This is a genomic window from Novosphingobium sp. APW14 (assembly GCF_032337075.1).
Classification (GTDB): domain Bacteria; phylum Pseudomonadota; class Alphaproteobacteria; order Sphingomonadales; family Sphingomonadaceae; genus Novosphingobium.
Genome location: NZ_JAVYAB010000004.1, coordinates 287,501 through 312,142, shown reverse-complemented (window position 1 = coordinate 312,142; position 24,642 = coordinate 287,501). Strand labels below are relative to the sequence as shown.

General features: G+C 62.1%; 26 protein-coding genes, 2 tRNA genes, 2 rRNA genes and 1 pseudogene (1 of these 31 running past the window's edge). 18 read left to right on the top strand and 13 right to left on the bottom strand.

Annotated elements, in window-relative coordinates; all coding sequences use genetic code 11:
* The 4 genes and pseudogenes from RQP55_RS12070 to RQP55_RS07605 all read left to right on the top strand — a co-directional run.
* A pseudogene (locus tag RQP55_RS12070) lies at positions 1–88 on the top strand (integrase catalytic subunit); the annotation flags it as partial.
* A gap of 60 nt (positions 89–148) precedes the next feature.
* Positions 149–601 (top strand): flagellin, encoded by a 453-nt coding sequence (locus RQP55_RS07615; protein ID WP_315609583.1) that lies wholly within the window; start codon positions 149–151, stop codon positions 599–601.
* 92 nt (positions 602–693) lie between these two features.
* Complete coding sequence (locus RQP55_RS07610; protein ID WP_315609582.1) at positions 694–1,872, top strand: aromatic amino acid transaminase; 1,179 nt, start codon at positions 694–696, stop codon at positions 1,870–1,872.
* A 1-nt stretch (position 1,873) separates the two neighbouring features.
* Complete coding sequence (locus tag RQP55_RS07605; protein ID WP_315609581.1) at positions 1,874–2,407, top strand: GNAT family N-acetyltransferase; 534 nt, start codon at positions 1,874–1,876, stop codon at positions 2,405–2,407.
* Here RQP55_RS07605 and RQP55_RS07600 read toward each other — a convergent pair.
* The 7 genes from RQP55_RS07600 to RQP55_RS07570 are packed head-to-tail and all read right to left on the bottom strand — an operon-like array spanning position 2,397 to position 6,779.
* Positions 2,397–3,014, bottom strand: a complete 618-nt coding sequence (locus tag RQP55_RS07600; protein ID WP_315609580.1) for a riboflavin synthase — start codon at positions 3,012–3,014, stop codon at positions 2,397–2,399. The genes RQP55_RS07605 and RQP55_RS07600 overlap by 11 nt on opposite strands.
* A complete protein-coding gene (gene ribD, locus RQP55_RS07595) occupies positions 3,014–3,973 on the bottom strand; it encodes a bifunctional diaminohydroxyphosphoribosylaminopyrimidine deaminase/5-amino-6-(5-phosphoribosylamino)uracil reductase RibD (RefSeq protein ID WP_315609579.1) in 960 nt (319 codons plus the stop codon). The genes RQP55_RS07600 and ribD overlap by 1 nt, the downstream gene beginning before the upstream one ends.
* The gene (locus tag RQP55_RS07590) at positions 3,963–4,412 is read right to left on the bottom strand and encodes a hypothetical protein (protein WP_315609578.1); all 450 of its coding nucleotides are present in this window, start codon (positions 4,410–4,412) and stop codon (positions 3,963–3,965) included. The genes ribD and RQP55_RS07590 overlap by 11 nt, the downstream gene beginning before the upstream one ends.
* A 39-nt stretch (positions 4,413–4,451) precedes the next feature.
* Positions 4,452–4,940 (bottom strand): DUF4402 domain-containing protein, encoded by a 489-nt coding sequence (locus RQP55_RS07585; protein ID WP_315609577.1) that lies wholly within the window; start codon positions 4,938–4,940, stop codon positions 4,452–4,454.
* A 54-nt stretch (positions 4,941–4,994) separates the two neighbouring features.
* The gene (locus RQP55_RS07580; RefSeq protein ID WP_315609576.1) at positions 4,995–5,720 is read right to left on the bottom strand and encodes a SprT family zinc-dependent metalloprotease; all 726 of its coding nucleotides are present in this window, start codon (positions 5,718–5,720) and stop codon (positions 4,995–4,997) included.
* The gene (locus RQP55_RS07575) at positions 5,713–6,171 is read right to left on the bottom strand and encodes a YcgN family cysteine cluster protein (RefSeq protein WP_315609575.1); all 459 of its coding nucleotides are present in this window, start codon (positions 6,169–6,171) and stop codon (positions 5,713–5,715) included. The genes RQP55_RS07580 and RQP55_RS07575 overlap by 8 nt, the downstream gene beginning before the upstream one ends.
* Positions 6,168–6,779: an SCO family protein gene (locus tag RQP55_RS07570; protein WP_315609574.1), complete on the bottom strand. Its 612-nt coding sequence runs from the start codon at positions 6,777–6,779 to the stop codon at positions 6,168–6,170. The genes RQP55_RS07575 and RQP55_RS07570 overlap by 4 nt, the downstream gene beginning before the upstream one ends.
* An 82-nt stretch (positions 6,780–6,861) precedes the next feature.
* Here RQP55_RS07570 and RQP55_RS07565 point away from each other — a divergent pair, with 82 nt between their 5' ends.
* From RQP55_RS07565 to ssb, 5 genes are all read left to right on the top strand, one after another.
* Positions 6,862–7,458 (top strand): ankyrin repeat domain-containing protein, encoded by a 597-nt coding sequence (locus tag RQP55_RS07565; RefSeq protein ID WP_315609573.1) that lies wholly within the window; start codon positions 6,862–6,864, stop codon positions 7,456–7,458.
* Positions 7,442–8,119 (top strand): COQ9 family protein, encoded by a 678-nt coding sequence (locus RQP55_RS07560; RefSeq protein WP_315609572.1) that lies wholly within the window; start codon positions 7,442–7,444, stop codon positions 8,117–8,119. Before RQP55_RS07565 ends, RQP55_RS07560 begins: the two co-directional genes overlap by 17 nt.
* Positions 8,120–8,185: 66 nt before the next feature.
* Positions 8,186–8,425, top strand: a complete 240-nt coding sequence (locus tag RQP55_RS07555) for a FeoA family protein (RefSeq protein ID WP_315609571.1) — start codon at positions 8,186–8,188, stop codon at positions 8,423–8,425.
* Position 8,426: 1 nt separating this feature from the next.
* The gene (locus RQP55_RS07550; RefSeq protein ID WP_315609570.1) at positions 8,427–10,268 is read left to right on the top strand and encodes a ferrous iron transporter B; all 1,842 of its coding nucleotides are present in this window, start codon (positions 8,427–8,429) and stop codon (positions 10,266–10,268) included.
* Positions 10,269–10,282: 14 nt separating this feature from the next.
* Entirely contained in the window at positions 10,283–10,813 is a 531-nt protein-coding gene (gene ssb, locus RQP55_RS07545; RefSeq protein WP_315609569.1) for a single-stranded DNA-binding protein, read from the top strand.
* Here the strand turns inward: ssb and RQP55_RS07540 are convergent, their stop codons facing one another.
* Both RQP55_RS07540 and RQP55_RS07535 read right to left on the bottom strand, forming a co-directional pair.
* On the bottom strand, positions 10,814–11,323 hold the full coding sequence (locus tag RQP55_RS07540) for a YceD family protein (RefSeq protein ID WP_315609568.1): 510 nt from the start codon (positions 11,321–11,323) through the stop codon (positions 10,814–10,816). It abuts the gene before it with no gap.
* A complete protein-coding gene (locus RQP55_RS07535; protein ID WP_315609567.1) occupies positions 11,320–11,859 on the bottom strand; it encodes a ubiquinol-cytochrome C chaperone family protein in 540 nt (179 codons plus the stop codon). The genes RQP55_RS07540 and RQP55_RS07535 overlap by 4 nt, the downstream gene beginning before the upstream one ends.
* Before the next feature lie 146 nt (positions 11,860–12,005).
* Here RQP55_RS07535 and RQP55_RS07530 point away from each other — a divergent pair, with 146 nt between their 5' ends.
* From RQP55_RS07530 to RQP55_RS07515, 4 genes are all read left to right on the top strand, one after another.
* A complete protein-coding gene (locus RQP55_RS07530; RefSeq protein ID WP_315609566.1) occupies positions 12,006–12,488 on the top strand; it encodes an outer membrane protein assembly factor BamE in 483 nt (160 codons plus the stop codon).
* Between the two features lie 36 nt (positions 12,489–12,524).
* Complete coding sequence (hslV, locus tag RQP55_RS07525; RefSeq protein WP_315609565.1) at positions 12,525–13,082, top strand: ATP-dependent protease subunit HslV; 558 nt, start codon at positions 12,525–12,527, stop codon at positions 13,080–13,082.
* Between the two features lie 103 nt (positions 13,083–13,185).
* Positions 13,186–14,487, top strand: coding sequence for an ATP-dependent protease ATPase subunit HslU (hslU, locus tag RQP55_RS07520; protein WP_315609564.1), 1,302 nt, complete (start codon positions 13,186–13,188; stop codon positions 14,485–14,487).
* A gap of 10 nt (positions 14,488–14,497) precedes the next feature.
* Positions 14,498–14,698: a DUF1737 domain-containing protein gene (locus RQP55_RS07515; protein WP_315609563.1), complete on the top strand. Its 201-nt coding sequence runs from the start codon at positions 14,498–14,500 to the stop codon at positions 14,696–14,698.
* A 6-nt stretch (positions 14,699–14,704) separates the two neighbouring features.
* On the opposite strand, the gene RQP55_RS07510 is transcribed toward RQP55_RS07515, so the two are convergent.
* Both RQP55_RS07510 and RQP55_RS07505 read right to left on the bottom strand, forming a co-directional pair.
* Positions 14,705–16,516, bottom strand: coding sequence for an ABC transporter ATP-binding protein/permease (locus RQP55_RS07510; RefSeq protein WP_315609562.1), 1,812 nt, complete (start codon positions 16,514–16,516; stop codon positions 14,705–14,707).
* A 35-nt stretch (positions 16,517–16,551) separates the two neighbouring features.
* Positions 16,552–17,457: a retroviral-like aspartic protease family protein gene (locus tag RQP55_RS07505; RefSeq protein ID WP_315609561.1), complete on the bottom strand. Its 906-nt coding sequence runs from the start codon at positions 17,455–17,457 to the stop codon at positions 16,552–16,554.
* A gap of 131 nt (positions 17,458–17,588) precedes the next feature.
* Between RQP55_RS07505 and RQP55_RS07500 the strand changes: the two genes are divergently transcribed.
* Positions 17,589–18,512: a hypothetical protein gene (locus RQP55_RS07500; RefSeq protein WP_315609560.1), complete on the top strand. Its 924-nt coding sequence runs from the start codon at positions 17,589–17,591 to the stop codon at positions 18,510–18,512.
* A gap of 13 nt (positions 18,513–18,525) precedes the next feature.
* Here the strand turns inward: RQP55_RS07500 and RQP55_RS07495 are convergent, their stop codons facing one another.
* Together RQP55_RS07495 and RQP55_RS07490 are read right to left on the bottom strand one after the other, a co-directional pair.
* The gene (locus tag RQP55_RS07495) at positions 18,526–19,626 is read right to left on the bottom strand and encodes a glycosyltransferase (RefSeq protein WP_315609559.1); all 1,101 of its coding nucleotides are present in this window, start codon (positions 19,624–19,626) and stop codon (positions 18,526–18,528) included.
* A 30-nt stretch (positions 19,627–19,656) separates the two neighbouring features.
* Complete coding sequence (locus RQP55_RS07490; protein WP_315609558.1) at positions 19,657–21,135, bottom strand: oligosaccharide flippase family protein; 1,479 nt, start codon at positions 21,133–21,135, stop codon at positions 19,657–19,659.
* A gap of 613 nt (positions 21,136–21,748) precedes the next feature.
* Here RQP55_RS07490 and RQP55_RS07485 point away from each other — a divergent pair.
* The 4 genes from RQP55_RS07485 to RQP55_RS07470 form a co-directional block, all read left to right on the top strand.
* Positions 21,749–23,233 (top strand): 16S ribosomal RNA (locus tag RQP55_RS07485).
* A gap of 174 nt (positions 23,234–23,407) precedes the next feature.
* Positions 23,408–23,484, top strand: a tRNA-Ile gene (locus tag RQP55_RS07480).
* Between the two features lie 16 nt (positions 23,485–23,500).
* Positions 23,501–23,576 (top strand) — tRNA-Ala (locus RQP55_RS07475).
* Positions 23,577–23,814: 238 nt separating this feature from the next.
* Positions 23,815–24,642 (top strand): 23S ribosomal RNA (locus RQP55_RS07470) (it continues 1,964 nt past the right edge of the window).
* Together the 16S and 23S rRNA genes with 2 tRNA genes alongside form the textbook arrangement of a ribosomal RNA operon.

Below are 24,642 nucleotides of genomic sequence, written 5' to 3'. Positions count from 1 at the left end.
AGAAACAGCGCCATCGCCATGGCTGCCCTCCGGTTCCGCTTCGCTCCACCTACGGCCAGCCATGGCGCAGGAGGCGATCATGCACTAACAAACCGAACGGACCACTCAGTGGGGGCCGGTCAATCAGCTGACCGCCCAGATTGACCAGGTGATCACCAACACCAAGTTCAACGGTGTGACCCTGTTCGATGGCAGCACCACGGCTATCACCGTTCAGTCGGGCGCTAACGCATCAGACACGGTCGATCTTAACATGACCGACCTGACCTCGCTGGCTGCCAGCGGCGGCGCTGCCGGTTCGTATGACGTTTCGACCGCCACTGCGGCAAATGCCGTGCTGTCTGCGCTCGACACCGAACTGGACTCGATCTCCAGCGCGCGTGCAGGCCTTGGTGCCGGTCAGAACCGCCTTGAATCGGTGGTGAACAACCTGACCAGCAATGTCACCAACCTGTCGGATGCGCGTTCGCGGATCGAAGATGCCGACTATTCGGCCGAAACGACCGCCATGGCCAAGGCCCAGATCCTTTCGCAGGCCTCGACCGCGATGATCGCCCAGGCCAACCAGAGCCAGCAGAACGTCTTGTCGCTGCTGCGCTAAGACTGAAGACCACAGCGGGAAGGGGTCGTGCCAAGCGGTACGGCCCCTTTCGCTTGCCCCGCGCAAAACGGGGAGTTAAGGGCCGCGGCATCATGCTTAGCACCCTGACACCCCAGCCCGCCGATGCGCTGCTCGCGCTGATCAAGCTCTATGCCGCCGATCCGCGCGCCGACAAGATCGACCTTGGCGTTGGGGTCTATCGCACCGATACCGGCGCCACGCCGGTTTTCGCCGCGATCAAGGCAGCGGAAAAGAAGCTGGTTGAGAGCCAGGATTCAAAGAGTTACCTGGGGCCGGAAGGCGACATGGGCTTTGTCCACGCGCTGATGCCCTATGTCTTTGGCAGCGAAGACCCGACCATGGGTGGCCGGATTGACGGGATGCAGACCCCGGGCGGCACGGGCGGTGTGCGTCTGGCCGTCGCCCTGGCGAAGCGCGCGGGCGCACCGAAGATATGGATGGGCACCCCCAGCTGGCCGAACCACGCACAGATCTTTGCCGATATCGGGCTGGAACTGAAGACCTTCAATCACGCGACCAAGGATGGCGTGGTCGATATGGATAGCCTGCGTGCAGCGATTGCTGCGGCCGATGCCGGTGACGCGATCCTGCTGCACGGTTGCTGCCATAACCCCAGTGGCATCGATTACAGCGAAGCCCAGTGGGACGAGATTGCCGCATTGGTGGCCGAAGCCAAGCTGCTGCCGGTGCTGGACCTGGCGTACCAGGGCCTGGGGCAGGGGATGGAAGCCGATGCCTATGGCCTGCGCCGCGTGCTTGCTGCCGTGCCGGAAGCGCTGATCGCCTATTCGTGCGATAAGAACTTTGGGATGTATCGCGACCGCGTGGGTGCGGTCTATGCGATGGTCTCCGATCCGGCGCATCTGAACGCGGTGCTTTCGCACGGCTATGCCCTTGCCCGCGCAGCCTGGTCGATGCCGCCTGATCACGGCGCGGCTGCGGTTCGGCTGATCCTGGAAGACCCGGCGCTGGTCAAGCTTTGGCTGGATGAGCTGGATATCATGCGGACCCGCATGCGCCAGGTCCGCGCCCGGCTGGCCGAGGCGGGCATGGCCGGCAAGGTCAATCTGACCCCGCTGGGCTCGCAGAACGGCTTGTTCTCGATGCTGCCGCTTTCGGGTGAGCAGATCCTCAAGCTGCGCGAAGACCATGCGATCTACATGGCCGGTTCGGGCCGGATCAACGTGGCCGGCCTGACGATGGGCAACATCGACAAGTTCATCGCTGCGGTTGCGGCTGTCAGTGCCTGAGATGAACCGGCAGCCGGTCCTTGAAGGGGAGCGGCTGCTGCTGAGGCCGCTGGTGGCGGAGGACTGGGACGCGCTGTTCGCGATCGCCGCCAACCCCGAAGTCTGGGCAATCCACCCGCAACACAATCGCTGGCAGGAGCCGGTGTTCCGCCAGTTCTTTGCCGATGCCCTGGCGCGCGGCGGAGCCTTGGCGGTGATCGACAAGGCGAGCGGCGCGATCATTGGCTCTTCGCAGTACAAGCCCGAAGCGGGCGGTGCGGTCGAGATCGGCTGGACCTTCCTGGCCACCAGCCATTGGGGCGGTGCCTATAACCGCGAGATGAAGCGGCTGATGCTGGCCCATGCCTTGCAGTTCGTTGATCGCGTTGAATTCCGTGTGGGTGAATGCAACCTGCGCTCGCAGTGCGCCATGGCAAAGATCGGCGGACGCCTGACCGATCGCTTCGACATGGTCGAAACGCCCAGCGGGCCGATGAAACATGTGATCTTCGAGATTACCCGCGATAGCTTCGCGGCCGGGCCGCTTAACCCCTGAGCGATTGCATCCGCTGGAGATAGCGGGCCAGCACGTCAATCTCGAGGTTGACGGCGTCGCCTGCCTTCAGCCCGCCCAGCGTCGTCACTTCCCAGGTGTGGGGAATGATGTTGAGCATGAAGCGGCAAGTGCCGTCAGCATCATCCTCAACCGCATTGACCGTCAACGAAACGCCATCGACCGTGATCGAGCCCTTGGGCGCGACATAGGGGGCAAGTTCCTTGGGCGTGGCGATCCAGAACTGGATCGAACCGCCGGCATCTTCGCGGCTGGCGACCCGGCCCACGGCATCGACATGGCCGGTGACGATATGCCCGCCCAGCTCGTCACCCAGCTTGAGCGCCTGTTCAAGGTTCAGCTTGCGCCCGGCGGTCCACTGGTCCTGTGCCGTGCGGCTGACCGTTTCGCCCGATACGTCGACAGCGAACCAGGCATCGCCCGCTTCGCCGCCGCGCTCGACCACGGTCAGGCAGACGCCCGAGCAAGCGATCGAGGCGCCGATGGCGATCCCGGCAGGATCGTAAGGGCAGGCAATGACAATCCGCAGGTCACCCTGCTGGCGCACTTCGCGGATTGTGCCGACGGCGGTGATAATTCCGGTAAACATCACTTGCGCTCGTAGACATCGAGGCGGTCGTTGCCAAGCGGGCGACTGTCGATGCAGGTCCATTGGGTTGAACCGGCCAGCGCTTCAGCCGCAAGTTCGGGCAGGGCAGCGCCATCGCCGCCCACCACTTGCGGCGCGCGGTACAGCATCATCCGGTCAACCAGCCCGGCAGCCAGAAAGGCGCGGGCGGTCTCTGCACCGCCTTCGACCATCAGGTACTGTGCCGGTGCGAGCAGCGCGATATCCTGCGGCGTGGGCAGACAGTGCCAGCCTTGGGGCGGCTGCCCCTTGGTCAGCAACCAGCGCTCCGGGCTGCGGCCCGCCAAGCCGGGCAGGCGCACGTCAAGCCGAGGATTGTCTGCATCCAGCGTGCCGCGGCCGACCAGGATCGCGTCCATCCTGGCCCGCCAGGCGTGGGTATGGGCGCGCGCGACTTCCCCGGTAAGCCACTGGCCCTGCGGCGGGGCGAAGCGGCAATCGGCGGACAGCGCCAGCTTCAGCGTCACGTCCGGGCGGCCGTGCGCGCAGCGCGTGAGGAAACCGGCCAGGCTGGCCCGGCAGGCGGGGTGCTCGATCAGTTCGGTGGGAACGCCCGCCGCCTTGATCCGGGCCATCCCGGCCCCAGCGGTGCGGGGATCGGGATCGTGGCAGCCGATGACCACGCGGGCCAGGCCGGCCGCGGCCACCAGATCCGCACAGGCGGGCCCGCGCGGGCTCTGGTGCGCGCAAGGCTCTAGCGTGACGTAAAGCGTGGCGCCGCGCGCCGCATCGCCGGCTGCGGCAAGAGCAATGGCTTCGGCATGGGGCCGACCTCCGGCCTGGGTCCAGCCGCGGGCGATGACGCGTCCATCCTTGACCAGGATCGCGCCAACCGCCGGGTTGGGCCGGCTGAGCGGCCTTCCGCGCGCTGCGAGAGCAGCAGCGGCAGCCAGCCAGCGGTTATCCTGATCAGCGCTCAACCGGGGACTTCGCCGGTTCGACCAGGGCTTCGGCCTTGGCACGGGCCTGGGCATCGGCCTTGGCGCGCTCGGCCTCGGCCTGCGCAGCGATCTTGTCGACATCCATGCCGGAAACGCGGCCCAGGGTCTTCCACATGTCCTGACCAACCTTCTGCTGCTCGGCAATCAGGCGGGCTTCTTCATCCTTGCGGCGTTGGTTTTCCTTGATGAAGGCCTGGGTCTCAGCCTCGGTCCGGTCCGCCCGCCACGAGGTGATGTAGATGATTTCGGGGCGGGCGCGGGGGCCTTTCCAGCTTTCCTGAGCCATGACGGAAAACATGCCGAACGTGACCATCGCCGCCAGCACGGCAAAGCGCCAGCGGTTGCCGCCCGCTTCACGGAAGACGGTGCGGAAATCGGCGATCGCCCCGGTTGGATTGACGTTGCGCAGAAAGTTCATGGCCCGAAGATAGGGCTTCAGCGCGCCAAGCGCCAGCGGTCAGTTGTAATCGACCGTGATCGGGATCCGTCCGCGATAGTTCCCGCCGCCGCCACTGCGCATAATCAGCCGCGCACCAAAACTGAACGATAGCTCGCCATTCGCATCCAGCGTGGGGCGGATAGGCAGGTCGGTTGAAAAGTCGGTAAGCTGCGCAAGGCTGCCGTCAGCGGCTGTCATTGGTACGTTCTGCGGTAAATCGATCCGCACTTCGCGCAACGGTTCGCCAGTCACGCGCCCGCGACCGGTTATCACCATCCCCCCCAGATTGACCACTGCGCCGCCGGTCCGTTTCGATCCGCTGGCGGCGTCCACTTCAGCACTGCCGCCCTCCCGCCCGGTCAGGGCCAGCTTCGCGAAATTGAGATCGGCGAAGATCTCCAGCGCCAGCACCCGTTCGCCGGACTTGCCAGTCTCGCTGTAGCACAGCCGGCAATCGCCTTGCGCCGCTGCCGGAACAGCCAGGGCTAGGGCAAGGATGAGGAACAAGGGCCGCGCCATGCCGCACTTGTCTGCCGATCATGGTTAAGGCTGGGTTACCGCTTAACCGAAGTGTGCATAGAGGCTGCGTCCTTCGCGCTTGAGCCAGCGGTTGGCAGTTTCGATATCGCCTTCGAACAGGTCCGCCAGGTGGGCGTGGAATGCGGGCGAGTGATCGAAGTGTGTGAGGTGGGCGACTTCGTGCGCAACGACCGAGCGTCGAACCGCATCAGGAGCCATGATCAGCCGCCAGTTGATCCGGATCGTGCCGTCAGCCGCGCAAGAACCCCAGCGCCGTTGGGCCCGGCTGAGCGTGAGCGGCGGTGCGGCGCGCCCGTCGCGCAGGCAATAATAGGCCAGGTCCTCACCCAGCAGCCGCAAGGCCTCAGCCTCAAGCCAGCGCTGGAGCCGGCGGTGAAGGCTGTCCTCGGGCCCACCGAGATGAATTGCGTCTTGCCCCAACCGCACCTTGCGCGGGGCCGCGGGATCATGGCGCAGCGCCAGGGTCAGGCCGCGATAGGGCAGGGCTGCACCATCCTGCAGCACCGGGGCTTGCGGTACCTTGGCCAGCTGGTCTGCCAGCCAATCAGCCTTGGAACGGGCGAATTCCAATGCCTCGGCGCTGCGCCCCCAGCGCGGCAGAGTAATGCGGACCTCGCTGCCGTCGGGCGCGAGGCGCATGGTCATTCGCCGCGCCGTGGCATTGCGGCGCACCGCCAGTGGCAAGAGGCGCCCATTGATCTCCACTTGCGGGACTTCGTCCGGACGGCGGCGGAGCCAATCAATCATCGGCCAGTTCCATGCCCGGCGGCAGGATGATGTGGTCTTCCAGCGGCCCCGCGAACTGTTCGCCAATCACCTTGCCGCGGACCGAGATACCGGCCTGATGGACCGTTTCGGGATCACCACTGACCAGATAGTGCCAGTCGCGCAGCGGATCGCCATCGGCGCGGAGGCGATAGGCACAGGTATCGGGCAGCCAACTGAGCGTAAGCGCCAGCTTTGGTGTCAGTTTGACGCAGTCTGGAACCTGGCGCTTGCGCCCCGGATAGTCACAGCAGCGCGCTGACTGGATATCGAGCAGCTTGCACGCGACATTGGTCATGTAGATCGCGCCGGTATCCTCGTCCTCTGCCTTGTGGACGCAGCACTGGCCACAGCCATCGCACAGCGCTTCCCATTCCGCGCGGTTCAGCGATTCGATCGGGCGTTCCCAGAACCGGTCCCGCAGACCGCTCATCGCACCGCAGCAGCCAGGTCAGAGGCGACCGAATCTGGCCCCTTGTCGACCGGCAGGATCACCAGGGGCTTGCCATCGGGGTCCATCAGATAGGCGAAGCGGCTATGGTCCATCAGGTAATTGCCTTGCCCCAGATCCTTGCCGCGCGCCGCATAGACGCGGAATGCCTTGGCGGCCGTATCGACCTCTGCCGGGGTGCCGGTCAGCCCTAAAAGCTTGGGATGAAAGCTGTCGGTGAATTCCTTGACCACCTTCACCGTGTCGCGGGTGGGATCGATCGTCACGAACAGCGGCTGAACCTTGGCGGCCTGGCTGGCGTGCTCCTTCTCGAACTTCTGGAAGCCCTTCATCATCACTGCCACATCGGTCGGGCAGGCATCGGGGCAGAAGGCGTAGCCGAAATAGATCATCCGGTACTTGCCCTTGAAATCGTCCCAGCCATAGCGCTTGCCGTCTTCGCCGGTCAGCGTGAACGGCCCGCCAAAGGGCGCGCCCTTGATGTCGGTTCCAATCAGCTCTGCCGGTGGGGTAGCGGCCTGCTGGCAGGCGGAGAGCGAGAGCGCTGCAACCAGCGCAACGGGCAGTATAAAGGAGAGGGGCTTGATCATGGCGCCGCGGTTCATGCTCTGCTAAAGCGCGCGGCGCAAGACGGCGCATGGGTTGATTCCCGGTGCAACAGGAGGATTTCGGGTGCGCAGGTTGATTTTGTCGCTGGCGGGTTTGGCTGCGCTTTCCGCAACTGCCCCGGCGCTCGCCCAGTTTTCAGAGAGCTACAAGTTCCTTGAAGCGGTCCGCAAGAAGGACGGCGAAAAGGTTACGCAGGCGCTGGCTGATCCGGCGCAGACAGTAGTCAACACCCGCGATGTAACCTCTGGCGAGAGTGCGCTCCACATCGTCACCAACCGCCGTGACCTGACCTGGATGCAATTCCTGATCGCCAAAGGGGCAAACGTGAATGCCCGCGATGCCAAGGGGGTCACGCCGCTGGTCTCCGCCGTCAACGCGAACTTTGCCGAAGGTGTCGAACTGCTGCTGGGCAAGGGCGCCCGGCTGGATGATAGCAACAATGCCGGTGAAACCCCGTTGATCACCGCGGTGCATAACCGCAACGTGGCAGTGATGCGGCTGCTGCTCAAGGCTGGGGCCAACCCTGACCGGGCCGACAATTCGGGCCGCTCTGCCAAGGATTACGCCAAGCTTGGAGGCGGCAATCTGCTGATCGAGATCGAGACCAACGCCAAACCCAAGACCGATGCCAAGGCCAAGTCCTATGGACCAAAGTTCTGATCCGATGACGCCGCACGCCACCTCGCTTGAAGACCTGCGCCGCCAGCTGGCACCGGCTATCGCCGATGCTGCGGTATTCGATGGCTGGAGCGAAGCGGCCATTGTTGCAGCCGCGGAGCAGCAGGGCGTTGATCCGGCCGTTGCGGCTTTTGCCTTTGCGGGTGGGGCGATGGCGATGATTGCCGCCTGGATCGCTGCCTGCGACGAAGCGATGGCCACGGAATGGCCAGCCGATCGTCTCGCGCAGCTGAAGATTCGTGAGCGCATCCGCACCCTGGTGCAGTTCCGGCTCGACTATGTGACCCCGCAGCAGGAAGCGCTGGTGCGGGCCTTGGCGATCATGGCCATGCCCCAGAATGCCGCGCAGGCAATGAAGCTGGGCTGGAACAGCGCGGACCTGATGTGGCGGCTCGCCGGCGATACGGCGACCGATTACAACCATTACACCAAGCGGACGATCCTTTCCGGGATCTATGGCGCGACCCTGGCCGTGCTGGCGCATGATCGCAGCGAAGGGCAGGCGGATACCCGTGCCTTCCTGGAGCGGCGGATCGATGGCGTGATGCGCTTTGAAAAGGCCAAGGCGCAGGTCCTTAACCGCGAATTCACGGGGTTCAGTCCAGCCCGGTTTCTGGGGCGGCTGCGCTATCCGGCGCGCTGATTTTGATCCAGATCAACTATTGCGAATGACTTGCAATTGCGCCGTTGTTCTGGCAGCGCAGTTGGCATGACGCTCGATTCCCTTCCCATCGGCCAGGCTGCGCGCATTGCTGCGGTCGACTGGGCTATGGTGGCGGAGGAAGAGGGGCAGCGCCTGCGGGCGCTGGGCCTTGATGCGGGGGCCAAGGTGGCCGTTGCCCATCGCGGCATCTTCGGCGGCGCCGATCCGCTGGCGATTACTGTCGGACGGATGACAGTGGCCCTGCGGCGCTCCCACGCGCGGGCGATGCAGGTGGAGTTGACCTGACATGTCCCGACTGCGCAGCGCTGCCCTGGTAGGCAATCCCAACGCGGGCAAGAGTGCGCTGTTCAACGCGCTGACCGGGGCGCGGCAAAAAATCGCGAACTATCCCGGCGTCACGGTTGAGCGGAAGGCCGGACGGCTGGTGCTCCCCTCGGGGGAGCCGGTCGAGCTGACAGACCTGCCGGGTTCCTATGGACTGGATGCCACGAGCCCGGATGAGGAAGTAACCCGCAAGGTCGTATTGGGCGAACTGGCGGGCGAACCGGCTCCGCAAGTGCTGGTCGTGGTGCTCGATGCCTCTAACCTTGAACAGCACCTGGTCTTTGCGCAGGAAATCATTGCGCTGGGCCGGCCGACCGTGGTCGCGCTTAATATGATCGACCTGGCCGAACGCGATGGGCTGGTGCTTGATCCGGCTGCGCTTGAGGCCGCGCTGGGGGTTCCGGTGATCCCAACCGTGGCCGTGCGCCGCCGCGGCCTGCCCGAACTGGCGGCGGCGATTGCCGTGGCGGAAGAGCGCCACGCCGAACCGCGCCATCCGCACACTACGCTGACCGAGCGGCGCGTTTCGGCCCATGCCATTGCCGAAGCGGCGATCCTTTCCGAATCGACCCAGCATCGCCTGCACGCGCGGCTGGACAAGGTCCTGCTCCATCCGTGGATCGGCCCGCTGGTGCTGTTCGGCCTATTGTTCGTGGTGTTCCAGGCCGTTTTTACCGGAGCCACCCCCTTCGCCGATGCACTGGAAGGCGCCATTGCCGGGGTCGCGGACCAGGTTCGCGCTTCGGTGCCGCAGGGTCTGGTGCGCGATTTCATGACCGAAGGCGTGCTATCCGGCGTCGGCTCGGTCGTGGTGTTCCTGCCGCAGATCGTGATCCTGTTCTTCTTCATCCTGGCGATGGAGGCATCGGGCTATATGGCCCGGGCCGCCTTCCTGATGGACCGGTTGATGGCCCGTGTCGGCCTGTCGGGCCGCAGCTTTATCCCGCTGCTGTCCAGCTTTGCCTGCGCGATCCCCGGCATCATGGCAACGCGCTCGATTGCCGACCCGCGCGACCGGCTGACGACGATCCTGATTGCGCCGCTGATGACCTGTTCGGCCCGCCTGCCGGTTTATGCCGTGATCATCGCCGCCTTCATCCCCAACCGCGCGGTTCTGCCGGGCGTTGGCCTTCAGGGGCTGGTGCTGTTCGGGCTCTATGTTACCGGGATCATCGGGGCGATGGTCGTCGCGCTGGTGCTGCGCAGCTCGGTGACCAAGGGTGCGGCATCAGGCTTCATCATGGAGCTGCCAAAGTATCAGCTGCCGCGCGCCAAGGACCTGCTGTTGGGCCTGTGGCAGCGCGCCTGGATCTTCCTGCGCCGCGCTGGCACGATCATTTTTACGGTCACGGTCGTGCTGTGGCTGCTGCTCAACTTCCCGCGTGCCGGGGACGGGCAGAACCAGGTCGACGCCTCGATCGCCGGCAAGCTGGCCAATGGCCTGGCCGTGGTAGTCGAGCCAATCGGCTTCAACCGCGATATTGCCCTGTCGCTGATCCCGGCCATGGCCGCGCGTGAAGTGGCGGTTGCCTCGCTCGCTACCTCCTATGCGGTAGGCGCCGAGGACGAGGAGCAGGCCGCTTTGGCGCTGGGTGAGCAGCTGCGTACCAAGTGGAGCCTGCCGACTGCGCTGGCCTTCCTGGCCTGGTTTGTCTTTGCGCCGCAGTGCATGAGCACCATCGCCGTTGCCCGGCGTGAGACGAATGGGTGGAAATGGCCCGCCTTCATGTTGCTCTATCTGTTCGGCCTGGCCTACATCTTCGCCGGAATCACCTATTGGAGCGCCGTCGCGCTCGGGTTGTAGCGGAGCGAATTTCGATGGCAGGTAGCGTCAACAAGGTAATCCTGATCGGCAATCTGGGTCAGGATCCAGAGGTCAAGAGCTTCCAGAACGGCGGCCGGATCGCCAACCTGCGAATCGCCACCAGCGAAAACTGGAAGGACCGCACCACCGGCGAGCGCAAGGAACGGACCGAGTGGCACAGCGTTGTGCTGCAATCCGACGGCCTGGTCGGCGTTGCCGAAAAGTACCTGCGCAAGGGCAGCAAGGTTTACATCGAGGGCCAGCTGCGCACCCGCAAGTGGCAGGATGCATCGGGCAACGACCGCTACACTACCGAGATTTCGGTCGGCATGAACGGCGTGCTCACCATGCTTGACGGCGCACCCGGTGCTGGCGGTGCAGGCGGCGGTATGGGTGGTGGCCAGCGCTCTGGCGGCGGTGGTGATTGGGGCGGTGGCTCCAGCGGCGGCCAACGTTCGGGCGGAAACGACTTTGGCGGTGGTGCCTCGGCCGGCGGCTCGCGCGGTGGTTTCGCCGACGATCTGGACGACGATATTCCGTTCTGATCAGTCCTGCTTTTTCAGTGCCGCCAGTGCGGCAAAGGGACCAGAGGTGTCCTTATCGAGGAGCCCGGCCTTGCGCCGGGCTTCTTCCGCATTGGGGCCCACGGCATAGGGATCGATTGCCAAGGCCAGCGTTTGCGCCAGCGCCTCGCCCAGGTCGAATAGGCTGCCCTCGAACTCGATCTCGTCCAGCTCTTCGGCCTCGAGTTCGATCTCTTCGTCGGGCGCCGAGGGGCCGCGGGCGGGGATGAAGTGGAGGTTGACTGGCTCATCGATAACGACCGCCAGGTCCTCGCCGCTGACGGCGCAGCTTTGCACGATCGCGGCCTGTAGCCGGCCCTTAGCGCTAGCGCCGGCGGATTCACGCTCCAGTTCGATCCGGGCCTGCATGCGGTCAATCCGCACCAGGCCAAAACGCTTGGCCAGCGCTGTGCGCTCGGCCTCTGAAGCCTCCAGATCAATCCTGCTGCCAGGCAACAGCCGCGGGTCATAGGTGCGGGAGAATTCGCTCATGGCGCGATCCTTCCTGCTAGCAGGCCAGCTGCATCGCAGGTATCAAGCAGGTCGGCCAGCGCACGCATTTCAGCAGCAAGGCCGGCCGCGCCCGCGTTCAATGTGACGTTGCGTTCCAGCGCCGCGGCCATCGGTTCTTCGCCGCTCAGGGCGCCGCGCATGGCGTCCATCCGCCCGCCGAGCGCACCCATCAGCTTACTCACATGCTTGCCTACCACCATGTCGCCCAGGCCGGTTTCGCGCAGCTGTGCGTCCATATCGGTCACGAACAGTTCGGTCAGCAGGATCGCCTTGGCTGACAGTTCGGGCTCACGCTCCATCCGCAGCAGGACGAGCGCCATGACCAGCGCCACGGCATCAAACCGACCGGGGACAGTATCGGCCACGCCCAGTTCGGAATACCAGCGCGGGGTCCGCGCAACCGCGACGATCGCGTGCCATAACGGGCGAACTTCGGCGTGTTCATCGATGTTCTTGCCAAGCAGGCGGGCAAACAGGCCCATGGGTGTCGTGTCCTTCAATCGTTCAGCCGGCATTAAAGCCGCTGTCCCCAAGCGCCTGCTTGCCGCCATTGCGCGGCGCGTCAAGGCGGCCTAAGGCTCAGGCGCGATAGAGCGGGTGCACGCTGCGGGCAATCGTCTTGCCAGCAGTCCTGCCACTGGAATGACAGGAACGGCATACGATGCGAGCAGCAGTGATCAAGGCGATGGTGGTTCTGGCAGCAGCGGGAACGCTGGGGGCCTGTAACTCAATCAAGGATCACCGTGGGTATATCGTCGATCAACCGCTCATCGATTCGGTTCAGCCTGGTATCGATAATCGCCAGTCGGTGGAGCGGACGCTGGGGCGCCCAACCTTTGAAAGCGCCTTTGGCCGCAAGGATTGGTACTACGTTTCCTCGAACACACGTCAGGCGGCGTTTACCCGGCCCAAGATCAATGAGCAGTTGGTCCTGCGCGTCAGCTTTGATGAGCGCGGCAACGTTGCCGCGATCGAACGTTCGGGCATAGAGAAGGTCGTTATCCTGAACCCCGACGGTGACAAGACCCCGACACTGGGCCGCGAACGAACCTTCCTTGAGGATCTGTTCGGTAACATTGGCACCGTTGGAACGGGTGCCGGCGGCCCGGCCGGCGGCGGTGCAGGCGGTCCGAACGGCAGCTAAGTTGAAAGTGCCGCGGCAGGGCATATATCCTGCCGTATGGATAATCATAACAGCAGCCATGGGCTGATCCCCTGGCACGGCACCACCATCATCGGTGTCAAGCTGGCGGGCAAGACCGTGATCGCCGGCGATGGCCAGGTTTCGATGGGCAACACGGTGATGAAGCCCAATGCCCGCAAGGTCCGCCGGCTTGGTGACGGCTCGGTCATCGCCGGGTTTGCCGGCGCGACGGCCGATGCATTCACCCTGTTCGAGCGACTGGAGAAAAAGCTGGAACAGCATCGCGGGCAGCTGATGCGCGCTGCGGTTGAACTCGCCAAAGACTGGCGGACTGACAAATATCTGCGCAACCTTGAAGCGCTGATGATCGTGGCGGATAAGGACGTGCTCCTGATCCTGACCGGCAATGGTGATGTGCTGGAGCCTGAACACGGCATCGCTGCGATTGGTTCGGGCGGGAACTATGCGCTGTCCGCTGCCAAGGCCTTGGTCGAATATGAACAGGACGCTGAAAAGCTGGCCCGCCGCGCCATGCAGGTTGCGGCAGAAGTTTGTGTCTTCACCAACGATCGGGTGACTGTCGAAGTCATCTAGTCCCCCTCCCGCCTGCGGGAGGGGTTAGGGGTGGGCCCTTCGTCAGTCCCGCCTCTGGCCCACTCCCGACCCCTCCCGCAAGCGGGAGGGGAGAAGGAAGCAAATGAACCAGAACCTGACCCCCAAGGCGATCGTCGCCGCACTCGACGAGCACATTATCGGCCAGGCCGATGCCAAGAAGGCCGTTGCCGTGGCTCTGCGCAATCGCTGGCGCCGCCAGCGGCTTTCGTCCGAGCTGCGCGACGAGGTGACGCCCAAGAACATTCTGATGATCGGGCCCACGGGCTGTGGCAAGACCGAGATCAGCCGCCGCCTGGCCAAGTTGGCCGACGCGCCCTTTGTTAAGGTTGAGGCGACCAAGTTTACCGAAGTCGGCTATGTCGGCCGCGATGTTGAGCAGATCGCCCGCGACCTGGTTGAGGAAGCGATCCGGCTTGAAAAAGATCGCCGCCGCGAAGCGGTGCGCGAAGCTGCCAGCAAGGCAGCGATGGACCGCCTGCTTAAGGCCCTGGTCGGTGAGAACGCCAGCGAAGCGACCCGCGAAAGCTTCCGCCAGCGGATCGTCGAGAACGCGATGAGCGATATCGAGGTGGAGATCGAGGTCGAGGACGCGCCGGGCATGCCGTTTGACATGCCGGGAATGCCGGGTGGGGTTGGCATGATCAACCTGAGCGAAATGATGTCCAAGGCAATGGGCCGCCAGAACCTCAAGCGCCGCAAGCTGAAGGTCCCGCAGGCCTGGGACAAGCTGGTCGACGAGGAAGCGGAAAAGCGCATGGATCAGGACGACGTGGCCCGCGTTGCCCTGGCCAATGCCGAGGCCAACGGGATCATCTTTATTGACGAGATCGACAAGATCGCGGTTTCCGACGTGCGCGGCGGTTCCGTCAGCCGCGAGGGCGTGCAGCGCGACCTGCTGCCGCTGATCGAAGGCACGACCGTGGCCACCAAATATGGCCCGATGAAAACCGACCACGTGCTGTTCATCGGCTCGGGTGCGTTCCATGTGGCCAAGCCCAGTGACATGTTGCCCGAATTGCAGGGGCGCCTGCCAATCCGGGTTGAGCTGAAGGCACTGTCGGAAGAGGACTTTGTCCGGATTCTGGCCGAAACCCGCGCCAATCTGATTGAGCAGTACAAGGCGCTGCTCGGGACCGAAAAGGTAACGGTGGAATTCACCCCTGGTGCGGTCCGCGCCATCGCCCGAATTGCGGCGCAGGTGAACGAGGCGGTTGAGAATATCGGTGCGCGCCGCCTCCAGACCGTGATGGAAAAGTTGCTTGAGGAGCTGAGCTTCGAGGCTGAGGACCGCGAGGGCGAAATCGTGTTGATTGATGAAGACTATGTCACCGATCGCCTGGCCGGACTGGCGAGGGATACCGATCTGTCCAAATACATTCTATAGGATCGCCGCGATGAGCACACCGCCTGATGACCGTCCGATTTATCGCCTGCTAACCGGCAAGGATGACCGCGCCTTTTGTGATCGCGTGTCGGAGGCACTGGGCCAGGGCTGGCGGCTTTATGGCTCGCCGGTGTTAGCCTGGGATCAAGAAGCCGGCTGCATGAAGGCGGCGCAGGCGGTGGTCTGGAAAGATGCCGACGTCCGTTACTAGACCGGCCTATTCGGCGGCTTCGTTGATCTGCTCGCTGGCCTGCCGGTTCCACATTTCGGCGTAAAGTCCCCGCTTTTTTAGCAAATTGGCATGCGTGCCGCTCTCGGCCAACCGCCCCTGGTCAAGAACCAGGATCTGATCAGCATCGGCAATCGTAGATAGCCGGTGCGCGATTGAAAGCGAGGTGCGCCCCTCTGCTACGTTGTGCAGCGTAGCGAGGATGTCCTGCTCGGTCCGTGTGTCGAGCGCCGAGGTTGCCTCATCGAGCAGCAGGATAGGCGGGTTTTTCACCAGCGTGCGGGCAATGGCTACGCGCTGCTTTTCCCCGCCGGACAGCTTGAGCCCGCGTTCGCCGACCTCTGTGTCAAAGCCCTGCGGCAGGCGATCGATCAATGGCAAAAGCGCTGAATCCCGCGCGGCGGCTTCGATCTCGGGAAGGCCGGCGCCGTCGCGGCTGTAAGCGATGTTATAGCCAATGGTCTCGTTGAACAGCACCGAATCCTGCGGCACAATCCCCAGAGCGGCCCGCAGGCTCTCCTGCGTGACTTGCCGGATATCTTGCCCGTCGATCAGAATGCGCCCGCTCCAGGGGTCATAAAAGCGGAATACCAGCCGTGCGATTGTGCTTTTGCCTGCACCCGAGGGACCGACAATTGCGACTTGCGATCCGGGAGCGACCTCGAACGACAGGCCGTGAAGGATCGTGCGGTCTTTTTCATAGCCAAATACGACATTGTCGAAGATCAGGCTTGGCCGCCTGACTACCAGTGCGGGCGCGCTGGGAGCATCCCTTACCTCAATCGCTGTATCAAGCAGTTCGAACATGGCGGCCATGTCGATCAAGCCTTGGTTGATCGTGCGATAGACCATTCCCAGCATGTCGAGCGGGCGAAACAGCTGCATCAGGTAAGTCTGGACGAACACAAGCTGGCCGGCGGTATACTCGCCCTTGGACCAGCCCCAGACTGTGGTTGCCAGTGCGCCGGCCATCAGCAGGTTGATCACCAGCGCCTGCGCCATGTTGAGCACGCCAAGGCTATTAGCGCTTTTGGTCGCGGCATCGGCGAAGGCGCCCGTGGCCTGGGCATATCGCGCCTGTTCGCGCTTCTCAGCGCCAAAGTATTTCACTGTTTCATAATTCAGGAGCGAGTCGACGGCGCGGCTGAGTGCTTGCCCGTCGAGCCGGTTCATCCTCTCGCGCAGGTGATTGCGCCAGTCGGTGATTGCCCTTGTCACCCAAATATAGGCCGTGATAGCTGCAGCCGTTGCCGCCACCAGTCCCCAGCCGAAGTTGAGCTGGAAAATCACGCCGACGATCACCAGTTGGATTACTGTGGGTGCAAGGTTGAACAGCATGAAATAGAGCATCGTATCGATGCTCTTGGTTCCGCGCTCGATTGCTTTGGTCACCTCACCTGTCCGGCGCGCGAGGTGGAAGCGCAGCGATAGCTGGTGCAGGCGGCCAAACACGCTTTCCGAAAGCGAGCGGATCGAATCCTGCCCCACTCGTTCGAACACAATATTGCGCAGGTTATCGAACACCACCTGCGTCAGCCGCCCGGCCGAGTAGGCGAGCACGGCAAGCATGGCAAAGGTCGCCACGCGCGGACCGGTAACGGTCATCGCATCGACCGCCCATTTCAGGGTGTAGGGCAGCACGGTCTGTACCGCGATGGACAGGCCGATGAGCGCGATCGATGTGACGATACGCCAGCGCAGCCGCGGATTGTCCCTTGGCCACAGATAGGGCAGGAACCGGCGCAGCGTGCGCCAGCCATCGTGGCGGGCGGATTTGTCGGACGGGTTTTCCGGTGGCATCGGCCCTCTCTAGGGCACCGGACCGAAAAGGCCAATCAGAGTACGCCCGCGGGTACGTCGAATAGAATGCGCCTGGTGGCAAAATCGATCGCCAGCCGATCAAGGCTGCGCAGATCGCGCATGCCCAGCAGCAGCGAAGGCCGGCTGTCCAACTTCAGTGCCTTGAAGGCCGGGGCATCGGTATAGGCGATGGCAACATTGTTGAACCGCATTTCGGCGATCTCCAGCCAACTGGCATATCCCAGATCGGCATTGATCTGATCGCCGGTAACGCTCAGCAACTGGATCTGCTCATGCTTGCGCTTCTTTGACAGCGCCCGTTGCAGCGCCAGGTTGCCAATTGATGTTTCGGCGCCGGTGTCGATCACCACCTGCACCTTGATCCCCTCCATCTTGGCGTCGGCCATGATCAACTGGCCTGAGCGTCGCCGCGCCTCAACCACGATCTCGAACCCGCGGTTGCCGCCCAGGTTCTTGGCATCGTCAATTGCCATCAGGCCCTTCTTGAAATCGACCAGCACCCGCTGGCCTTGCAGGCTATCAAGCCCGAGGATGCCATCGGCCCCCATGTGTTCGCTTTCCAGCAGCGGCGCAGTCAGCCCGTAATAAGAGCGGCGGCCAAGGTCGATCTGATCGAGATCGACCGTATCGACAATCTGCGTCCCCGCGACGCTGACCAACCGGGCCTTGCGGTTAGGAACCAGCGACAAGCGCTGGGCCAGGCCGCGCGAAAGGACTGTATTCTGCGATCCGGTATCGATCAGGAACCGGAACGGGCCTTGCTCCACCACCTTCACCGGCACTGTCATCCGGCTCCACTGATCCTTGCGGATCGCGATGATGTCGGTCTGGGTCGCCAGCGGTTGCCCATCCTGACCGGCGAAGGTCAGTAAGCCGGCGGTGAGGGGCAGCAAGGGCAGCAGCAGGCTGGACGCAGGCATCACGGGCTCCTCTTGCCCTCGGATATATCATCTGGACGCGCGCGCTGCCATGTCATCCGTCGAAAGCTGGTCTCGGCCTTAATGCCAGTTTGCGTTTGTTTAACACAGGCTTGGTAGTAATCAGGCTAGGGATGCAACAGCTTTTCCATCGTGTTTTGCGCAAGGTGCGCGAATATCGCTTCCTGCGCGCTTGCCATGCCGTGCTTTTGACACCGCCTGCGCGCACACGGGAGGATGGGGTGGTGATCTTCTCGATGATCGGCACCAAGGTGCTGCTGCCTTATCTTGTCGCGGCCAAGTCTTTTCAGGCGCAACTGGGGCGGGGGCGCTTTGCGATCCTGGACGATGGGACCCTGAGCCAGACGGATAAGGCCGTGCTGGCCCACCATCTTGGCAATCCGGTTATCACGCCAATCGCGGCAGTTAGAACCGGCCCCTGTCCACGCGGCGGTACGTGGGAGCGGTTGCTGACCATCCTTGACCTGCGCAAGGCGGACTACGTCATCCAGCTCGATTCCGATATTGTCGCGCTGGGGCCCGTGCCCGAAATCAATGCGGCGATCGATGCGGGCCGCAGCTTTACGCTTCGCGGAGAGGAGGGTGCAGAGATCGTCCCATTGCGCGGCATGACCGGGCGGACGGGCAACGCGCGCAATGCACGCCGCCAACATGTGCAAAGCGCGATCGAACAGGCGATGGCGTGCGTTCAGATCGTTGGCCGCCCAGACCTGCGCTATGTCCGCGGCTGTTCCGGTTTTGCCGGTTTTGCACCGAGCGAAGAGGGGCGCGTGCTGGCCGAAGGTTTTTCGCAGGAAGCTGTGCGCCTTCTGGGTAGCGAACACTGGGCCGAATGGGGCAGCGAGCAGGTAACGTCCAGCTTTGTAATCGCCAACGAGCCCGATGCGATCCTGCTGCCTTATCGCCGCTACCTAAATTTCTGGAATGAGCCAGTCAGCGCAGAGGCGGCGCTGGTCCACTTCATCGGAACCTATCGTTATCACTGCGGCGCATATCTGGCTGCCGCACGCCGAGCTATCGCCAGCCTGATGCGGTAATGGCTGGCAAGACCTAACGGTCCAGAACTTGCCTGATCGCTGTTGCGATCGCAGCGCCCTGACGGTGGATCGAGAATAGCCGGTTAGCCCGGTCATGGCCGGCAAGACCATGCCGGCGGGCTAAACCGGGGTTATTGAGATAATGCTCTATTGCGGCGGCAAAGCCGTCTTCGTCATCGACTGCCACCAATCGGCCCGTCTCTCCATTAGCAATAACCTCGCGCGGTCCGGCTGCCTCTGTTGCAACAATGGGTAAGGCACAGGCCATCGCCTCGGCCAGCACGAGGCCAAAGCTCTCGCGCCGGGCGGCATGAACCATCAGTGAGGCGGCGCGGTACCATGGCAGCAGGTCTTCCTGTCGCCCGGCAAAGTGGACGCGATCGGCGATCCCCAGTTCTTGCGCAAGCTGGCGCCAGTGATCGAGCCGTTCTCCCGCACCGACATAGACAAATGACACGTCATCAAAAGCCGGCTGGCGCGCAATCCTTGCCGCGCAGCGCAGGATCAGGTCGACCCGCTTTTCGGCGCGCGCCTGGCTGACGCAAATTACCCAGCGGCGGGCGGGATCGAGAACTGGGGGAGCACTGGCTGGTCCGGGGGTGAAGCGGGTACAGTCGATACCGTTGGGAATTACCGCGAGGCGCCCGGGCGGAATTTGGGCGTGTTGGCGCAGCAGTTCACCCTGCGTCCACGAATTGGCGATATGCAGATCATGCAATTGCCATCCCAGCAGGCGCCGCACGACGAACTTGACCCAGCGCCGATGCAGCGGGTCGGGTGGCCCGGGCCCGAAGCTGTCTTCTTCCGTATTGATGGTGACCAACCCCAGCTTGCGCAGGAAGCCCAGATCGAGCGTGGTGGGCAGGGCACTCATATAGACAATGGCGCCGATACCTTTGGCAGCAACCAGTTGCCGCAGCGCGGCCCGGTCGTTTGGATTGAGCTGGTAGCAGTCCAGTTCCACCGGCTGAAGGTGCGCGAACTGATGGACGGAGCGGCCTGTCAGCTTTGGAAACGCGATAAAGCAATTCCGTTCGGCCAATTCACCAGCAACGATGTCGCGCAGCTGCGCAACGGTCTTCCAGACAAAGCCCTCGTCGTCTGGGTAGCGCATACAGAACAGGATATTGGGTCCCGCCATTGGTCAGCCCAGTTTTGCAGGTCGCGGCCCAAGCCGCCAATGGCGTGGTCGCAGGTTGCGCAGGATGAGCTGCAATTCGGCATGAAGTGGATGTGAAAACATGCGCAGCAGGCCCAGCCATGCCAAGCTTACAGGGGCAGCCAGCAAGAGCAGTCGCATGATGGGCGATGCTATCTCCAACGCATCGGCCAAGGCCAGACCCAGCCAAGTCAGGGCGCCGGTTACCAGTGCCAATATCGCGCTGGGAAAGAGATGCCGGGCCAAAGCACCGATCCGGCAACCGAGGTACTGCCTTTGCAGCACCAGCCAGACCGGCGCGGTGGCCAGCGTCGCCAGCATCAGGGCCCAGCCGAAGGATGCGATAGTTCCAGAGAACAAGGCCACAGCCAGGGCCACCCGCGCGACAACGGTAACGATTTGCGGGATCGAGGCCAGATATGGGCGGCCAATCGCATTGAACGCGGCGACCTTGTAATGGAACACCAGCTCGATCGCGGTCATCAATGCCAGGGGAACCACTGCGGGTGAAGCGGACAGCCAGATCTTGCCATAAAGGCCAACGATGACTTCGTCGGCGGCCACGGCGGTTACCGCCAGCATCGGCCAACCGATAGCAGTGACCAGGGCGATCGCGCGGTAAAGGATCGGCTCCAGCGGCTGCTGGTCGTGATGGGCCCGGGCCAGGTACGCCTGCGAGCCAAAGGTCATCGCTGATCCGGCTATGTATAAGAATAGGTGGACCGTGGAATTGGCACGGCTGACCAGCCCGACCTGCTGGGCTGAGCCAAGTTTGCCCAAGACCAGGTCGGGCAAGGCATCGTTGATGGACTTGACCAGGTTCGCGAAGAGCGCACCGCTGCCAAAGCGGACAATCCCGCCGACATCGCCCAGGCGCGGCAGGTAATACATGTTGGCCGGCCGCAGCCACAGATAGCACAGGCCGGTCGCGACCACGTTGGCCAGGTTAGCCCAGGCCAAGCTTGTCGCCCCGAACCCAGCAAGCGCCAAAGCCAGGCTGGTGGCGGTATGGGCCAAGGTCCCCAACAAAGTGCCAAGCGCGATACCCCGGGCATCAAAATCGCGCAGCAGCAGGGCCAGCGCGACAGAACTGAACGGGATGAACAGGAAGGTGACTGCCAGGATCTGCATGACCGGGCGGATCTCGGCATGGCCGAAGTATAGAGCCATCCGGCTGCTGCAGATGAGCAGGGTGACGGCAATGGCCCCGGCAATGGCATAGGCCACACCGATTGCCGACCGGACCTTGCCTTCAGTCAGAACGTCTTCACGTTGAAGATAGGTGCTCACCCCGAAGTCTCGAAAGACGTGGGCGATGTTCACCAGCACCACTGCGATCGAATAGATCCCAACCTCGGCAGGTGACAGGATCCGGGCGATGACCAGCGTTACCAGGAACTGGATGGCCGTGGCCCCGGAAGAGGATGCGAAGTTGAGCGCCAGCGATTTGCGGAATGAGGCCATCAGCTGCCCCCGGGCCGAATCATTGCGAACGGCCGAATCTGATTCTCTGGGACCCTGATCATGTCCCGAATCTAGCCAGAGCCCCTTAAACAAGCACTTACACGAGCATATTGGCCGCCAGATTCGGCATTCAGAGTGACTGGATCAGGTTTGGGTTGATCGCCGTATGCTGAAGATGCGATCCGAACACCGCATAATTCAGCCATTTTTCAGCGCAGTGAAATAAAATTGCAAAAAGGCGTTGACCGAATCAGAGGCCAGGCTTAGAGGCCCGTTCACCGGACGGGAACGCCACTTCAAACGGTCCACCGCCCCGGTCGCCAACATAGACGGACAACAAGTCCCCCGAAGTAAAAAGCGGGGAACGAAGGTTGTCCGCCTGATTTTGTCGCTACGGCGGCAGGTTGGTGGCTCTTTGACATCGTTAGTTTAGATGAAGGGACATGTGGGCGACGGCGCCCCATCCGGGGAGCTTCAGGCTCCGTGTATGGGTTGTTTAAGTCGTTACCTCATATGTCCTTCGTATCCATTACGTTTGACAAGTGCAGGTATCGGCTCCTGAAGTTCGATGCTGCGGTCAGCGGGTTTACCCGTGCCGTGGTTATCGTGACACAAACTTGAGAGTTTGATCCTGGCTCAGAACGAACGCTGGCGGCATGCCTAACACATGCAAGTCGAACGAGACCTTCGGGTCTAGTGGCGCACGGGTGCGTAACGCGTGGGAATCTGCCCTTGGGTTCGGAATAACAGTTAGAAATGACTGCTAATACCGGATGATGTCGAAAGACCAAAGATTTATCGCCCAAGGATGAGCCCGCGTAGGATTAGGTAGTTGGTGGGGTAAAGGCCTACCAAGCCGACGATCCTTAGCTGGTCTGAGAGGATGATCAGCCACACTGGGACTGAGACACGGCCCAGACTCCTACGGGAGGCAGCAGTGGGGAATATTGGACAATGGGCGAAAGCCTGATCCAGCAATGCCGCGTGAGTGATGAAGGCCTTAGGGTTGTAAAGCTCTTTTACCAGGGATGATAATGACAGTACCTGGAGAATAAGCTCCGGCTAACTCCGTGCCAGCAGCCGCGGTAATACGGAGGGAGCTAGCGTTGTTCGGAATTACTGGGCGTAAAGCGCACGTAGGCGGCTACTCAAGTCAGAGGTGAAAGCCCAGGGCTCAACCCTGGAACTGCCTTTGAAACTAGGTAGCTAGAATCTTGGAGAGGTCAGTGGAATTCCGAGTGTAGAGGTGAAATTCGTAGATATTCGGAAGAACACCAGTGGCGAAGGCGACTGACTGGACAAGCATTGACGCTGAGGTGCGAAAGCGTGGGGAGCAAACAGGATTAGATACCCTGGTAGTCCACGCCGTAAACGATGATAACTAGCTGTCCGGGCACTTGGTGCTTGGGTGGCGCAGCTAACGCATTAAGTTATCCGCCTGGGGAGTACGGTCGCAAGATTAAAACTCAAAGGAATTGACGGGGGCCTGCACAAGCGGTGGAGCATGTGGTTTAATTCGAAGCAACGCGCAGAACCTTACCAGCCTTTGACATCCCGCGCTACAACCAGAGATGGTTGGTTCCCTTCGGGGACGCGGTGACAGGTGCTGCATGGCTGTCGTCAGCTCGTGTCGTGAGATGTTGGGTTAAGTCCCGCAACGAGCGCAACCCTCGTCCTTAGTTGCCATCATTAAGTTGGGCACTCTAAGGAAACCGCCGGTGATAAGCCGGAGGAAGGTGGGGATGACGTCAAGTCCTCATGGCCCTTACAGGCTGGGCTACACACGTGCTACAATGGCGGTGACAGTGGGCAGCCACTACGCGAGTAGGAGCTAATCCCAAAAAGCCGTCTCAGTTCGGATTGTTCTCTGCAACTCGAGAGCATGAAGGCGGAATCGCTAGTAATCGCGGATCAGCATGCCGCGGTGAATACGTTCCCAGGCCTTGTACACACCGCCCGTCACACCATGGGAGTTGGGTTCACCCGAAGGCGTTGCGCTAACTCGCAAGAGAGGCAGGCGACCACGGTGGGCTTAGCGACTGGGGTGAAGTCGTAACAAGGTAGCCGTAGGGGAACCTGCGGCTGGATCACCTCCTTTCTAAGGATTTGGCCGAAAGCGCCGGTGCTAGCCACTGGAAGTGCTTCGTCCATTCCAAAGAACATGCCGTCGTCCTCATGTCCCTTCATCCTGGAGATCAACACAGCATCTGCTGTGTTGCGCTTGAGCTGGCTCACGCCGCCCGCGGCCACTACGGCCAGTGCGGCGAAGTGGGGGCCGGTAGCTCAGGTGGTTAGAGCGCACGCCTGATAAGCGTGAGGTCGGAGGTTCAACTCCTCCTCGGCCCACCATACAGAAACATGGTGCGGGGCCTTAGCTCAGCTGGGAGAGCACCTGCTTTGCAAGCAGGGGGTCATCGGTTCGATCCCGATAGGCTCCACCAGTTTTATTACTCCAGAGATGAAGACAACAGTTCCGGGCCAGAGCGATCTGGTTCGGTATGCGGGATTTGCCCGCTTCTTTGACATTGTGAATGGGTTTTTTAATCGATGCCGCGACGTGGCGGCTCCGATCTTTCAAGGGATCGGAGATACGTGCGTTGCAAAATCTGGCTGAGATTATCGTCCATGCCTATTACAACGCAGTCTCTATGCAGGGCTGTCGTTGATGGTGTGGATTCTCAAGCGTGAGGTAAGAGCATTTGGTGGATGCCTTGGCACATACAGGCGATGAAGGACGTGGCACGCTGCGATAAGCGTCGGGGAGTTGTGAGCAAACTTTGATCCGGCGATTTCCGAATGGGGAAACCCACCTTCACCATTTCATTCTGGTTTCGTTTCGGCGGGATCTGAGTGAGGTGGATAAGGTATCCCAGGTTGAATAAAATAGACCTGGTGAAGCGAACCCGGGGAACTGAAACATCTCAGTACCTGGAGGAAAAGACATCAACCGAGATTCCGTTAGTAGTGGCGAGCGAACGCGGACCAGGCCAGTGCCTTCTCTTCAACTAGCAGAACACTTTGGAAAGAGTGGCCATAGCGGGTGACAGCCCCGTATGCGAAAGTGATGGAGAAGGACTCGAGTAGGGCGGGACACGTGAAATCCTGTCTGAACATGGGGGGACCACCCTCCAAGCCTAAATACTCGTATGTGACCGATAGCGAACAAAGTACCGTGAGGGAAAGGTGAAAAGCACCCCGATGAGGGGAGTGAAACAGTACCTGAAACCGAATGCTTACAAGCAGTTGGAGCCCCATAGGGGGTGACAGCGTACCTCTTGCATAATGGGTCAGTGACTTAATTTATCGAGCAAGCTTAAGCCGTTAGGTGTAGGCGCAGCGAAAGCGAGTCTGAATAGGGCGACTGAGTTCGATGAATTAGACCCGAAACCCGGTGATCTAGGCATGACCAGGCTGAAGGTGCGGTAACACGCACTGAAGGGCCGAACCGTTGAATGTTGAAAAATTCTCGGATGAGTTGTGTTTAGGGGTGAAAGGCCAATCAAACCG

Bases quoted from the DNA above. Each gene is read 5' to 3' on its own strand.
- RQP55_RS07560 (WP_315609572.1), top strand. From the start codon at position 7,442: ATGGACCAAAGTTCTGATCCGATGACGCCGCACGCCACCTCGCTTGAA.
- RQP55_RS07495 (WP_315609559.1), bottom strand. From the start codon at position 19,626: ATGCGCTACCCAGACGACGAGGGCTTTGTCTGGAAGACCGTTGCGCAG.
- RQP55_RS07505 (WP_315609561.1), bottom strand. From the start codon at position 17,457: ATGCCTGCGTCCAGCCTGCTGCTGCCCTTGCTGCCCCTCACCGCCGGC.
- RQP55_RS07580 (WP_315609576.1), bottom strand. From the start codon at position 5,720: ATGATTGATTGGCTCCGCCGCCGTCCGGACGAAGTCCCGCAAGTGGAG.
- ssb (WP_315609569.1), top strand. From the start codon at position 10,283: ATGGCAGGTAGCGTCAACAAGGTAATCCTGATCGGCAATCTGGGTCAG.
- RQP55_RS07540 (WP_315609568.1), bottom strand. From the start codon at position 11,323: ATGAGCGAATTCTCCCGCACCTATGACCCGCGGCTGTTGCCTGGCAGC.
- RQP55_RS07600 (WP_315609580.1), bottom strand. From the start codon at position 3,014: ATGTTTACCGGAATTATCACCGCCGTCGGCACAATCCGCGAAGTGCGC.
- RQP55_RS07570 (WP_315609574.1), bottom strand. From the start codon at position 6,779: ATGATCAAGCCCCTCTCCTTTATACTGCCCGTTGCGCTGGTTGCAGCG.
- RQP55_RS07490 (WP_315609558.1), bottom strand. From the start codon at position 21,135: ATGGCCTCATTCCGCAAATCGCTGGCGCTCAACTTCGCATCCTCTTCC.
- RQP55_RS07515 (WP_315609563.1), top strand. From the start codon at position 14,498: ATGAGCACACCGCCTGATGACCGTCCGATTTATCGCCTGCTAACCGGC.
- RQP55_RS07510 (WP_315609562.1), bottom strand. From the start codon at position 16,516: ATGCCACCGGAAAACCCGTCCGACAAATCCGCCCGCCACGATGGCTGG.
- RQP55_RS07575 (WP_315609575.1), bottom strand. From the start codon at position 6,171: ATGAGCGGTCTGCGGGACCGGTTCTGGGAACGCCCGATCGAATCGCTG.
- RQP55_RS07590 (WP_315609578.1), bottom strand. From the start codon at position 4,412: ATGAACTTTCTGCGCAACGTCAATCCAACCGGGGCGATCGCCGATTTC.
- RQP55_RS07555 (WP_315609571.1), top strand. From the start codon at position 8,186: ATGACGCTCGATTCCCTTCCCATCGGCCAGGCTGCGCGCATTGCTGCG.
- RQP55_RS07500 (WP_315609560.1), top strand. From the start codon at position 17,589: ATGCAACAGCTTTTCCATCGTGTTTTGCGCAAGGTGCGCGAATATCGC.
- RQP55_RS07605 (WP_315609581.1), top strand. From the start codon at position 1,874: ATGAACCGGCAGCCGGTCCTTGAAGGGGAGCGGCTGCTGCTGAGGCCG.
- RQP55_RS07535 (WP_315609567.1), bottom strand. From the start codon at position 11,859: ATGCCGGCTGAACGATTGAAGGACACGACACCCATGGGCCTGTTTGCC.
- RQP55_RS07530 (WP_315609566.1), top strand. From the start codon at position 12,006: ATGCGAGCAGCAGTGATCAAGGCGATGGTGGTTCTGGCAGCAGCGGGA.
- hslV (WP_315609565.1), top strand. From the start codon at position 12,525: ATGGATAATCATAACAGCAGCCATGGGCTGATCCCCTGGCACGGCACC.
- RQP55_RS07610 (WP_315609582.1), top strand. From the start codon at position 694: ATGCTTAGCACCCTGACACCCCAGCCCGCCGATGCGCTGCTCGCGCTG.
- hslU (WP_315609564.1), top strand. From the start codon at position 13,186: ATGAACCAGAACCTGACCCCCAAGGCGATCGTCGCCGCACTCGACGAG.
- RQP55_RS07550 (WP_315609570.1), top strand. From the start codon at position 8,427: ATGTCCCGACTGCGCAGCGCTGCCCTGGTAGGCAATCCCAACGCGGGC.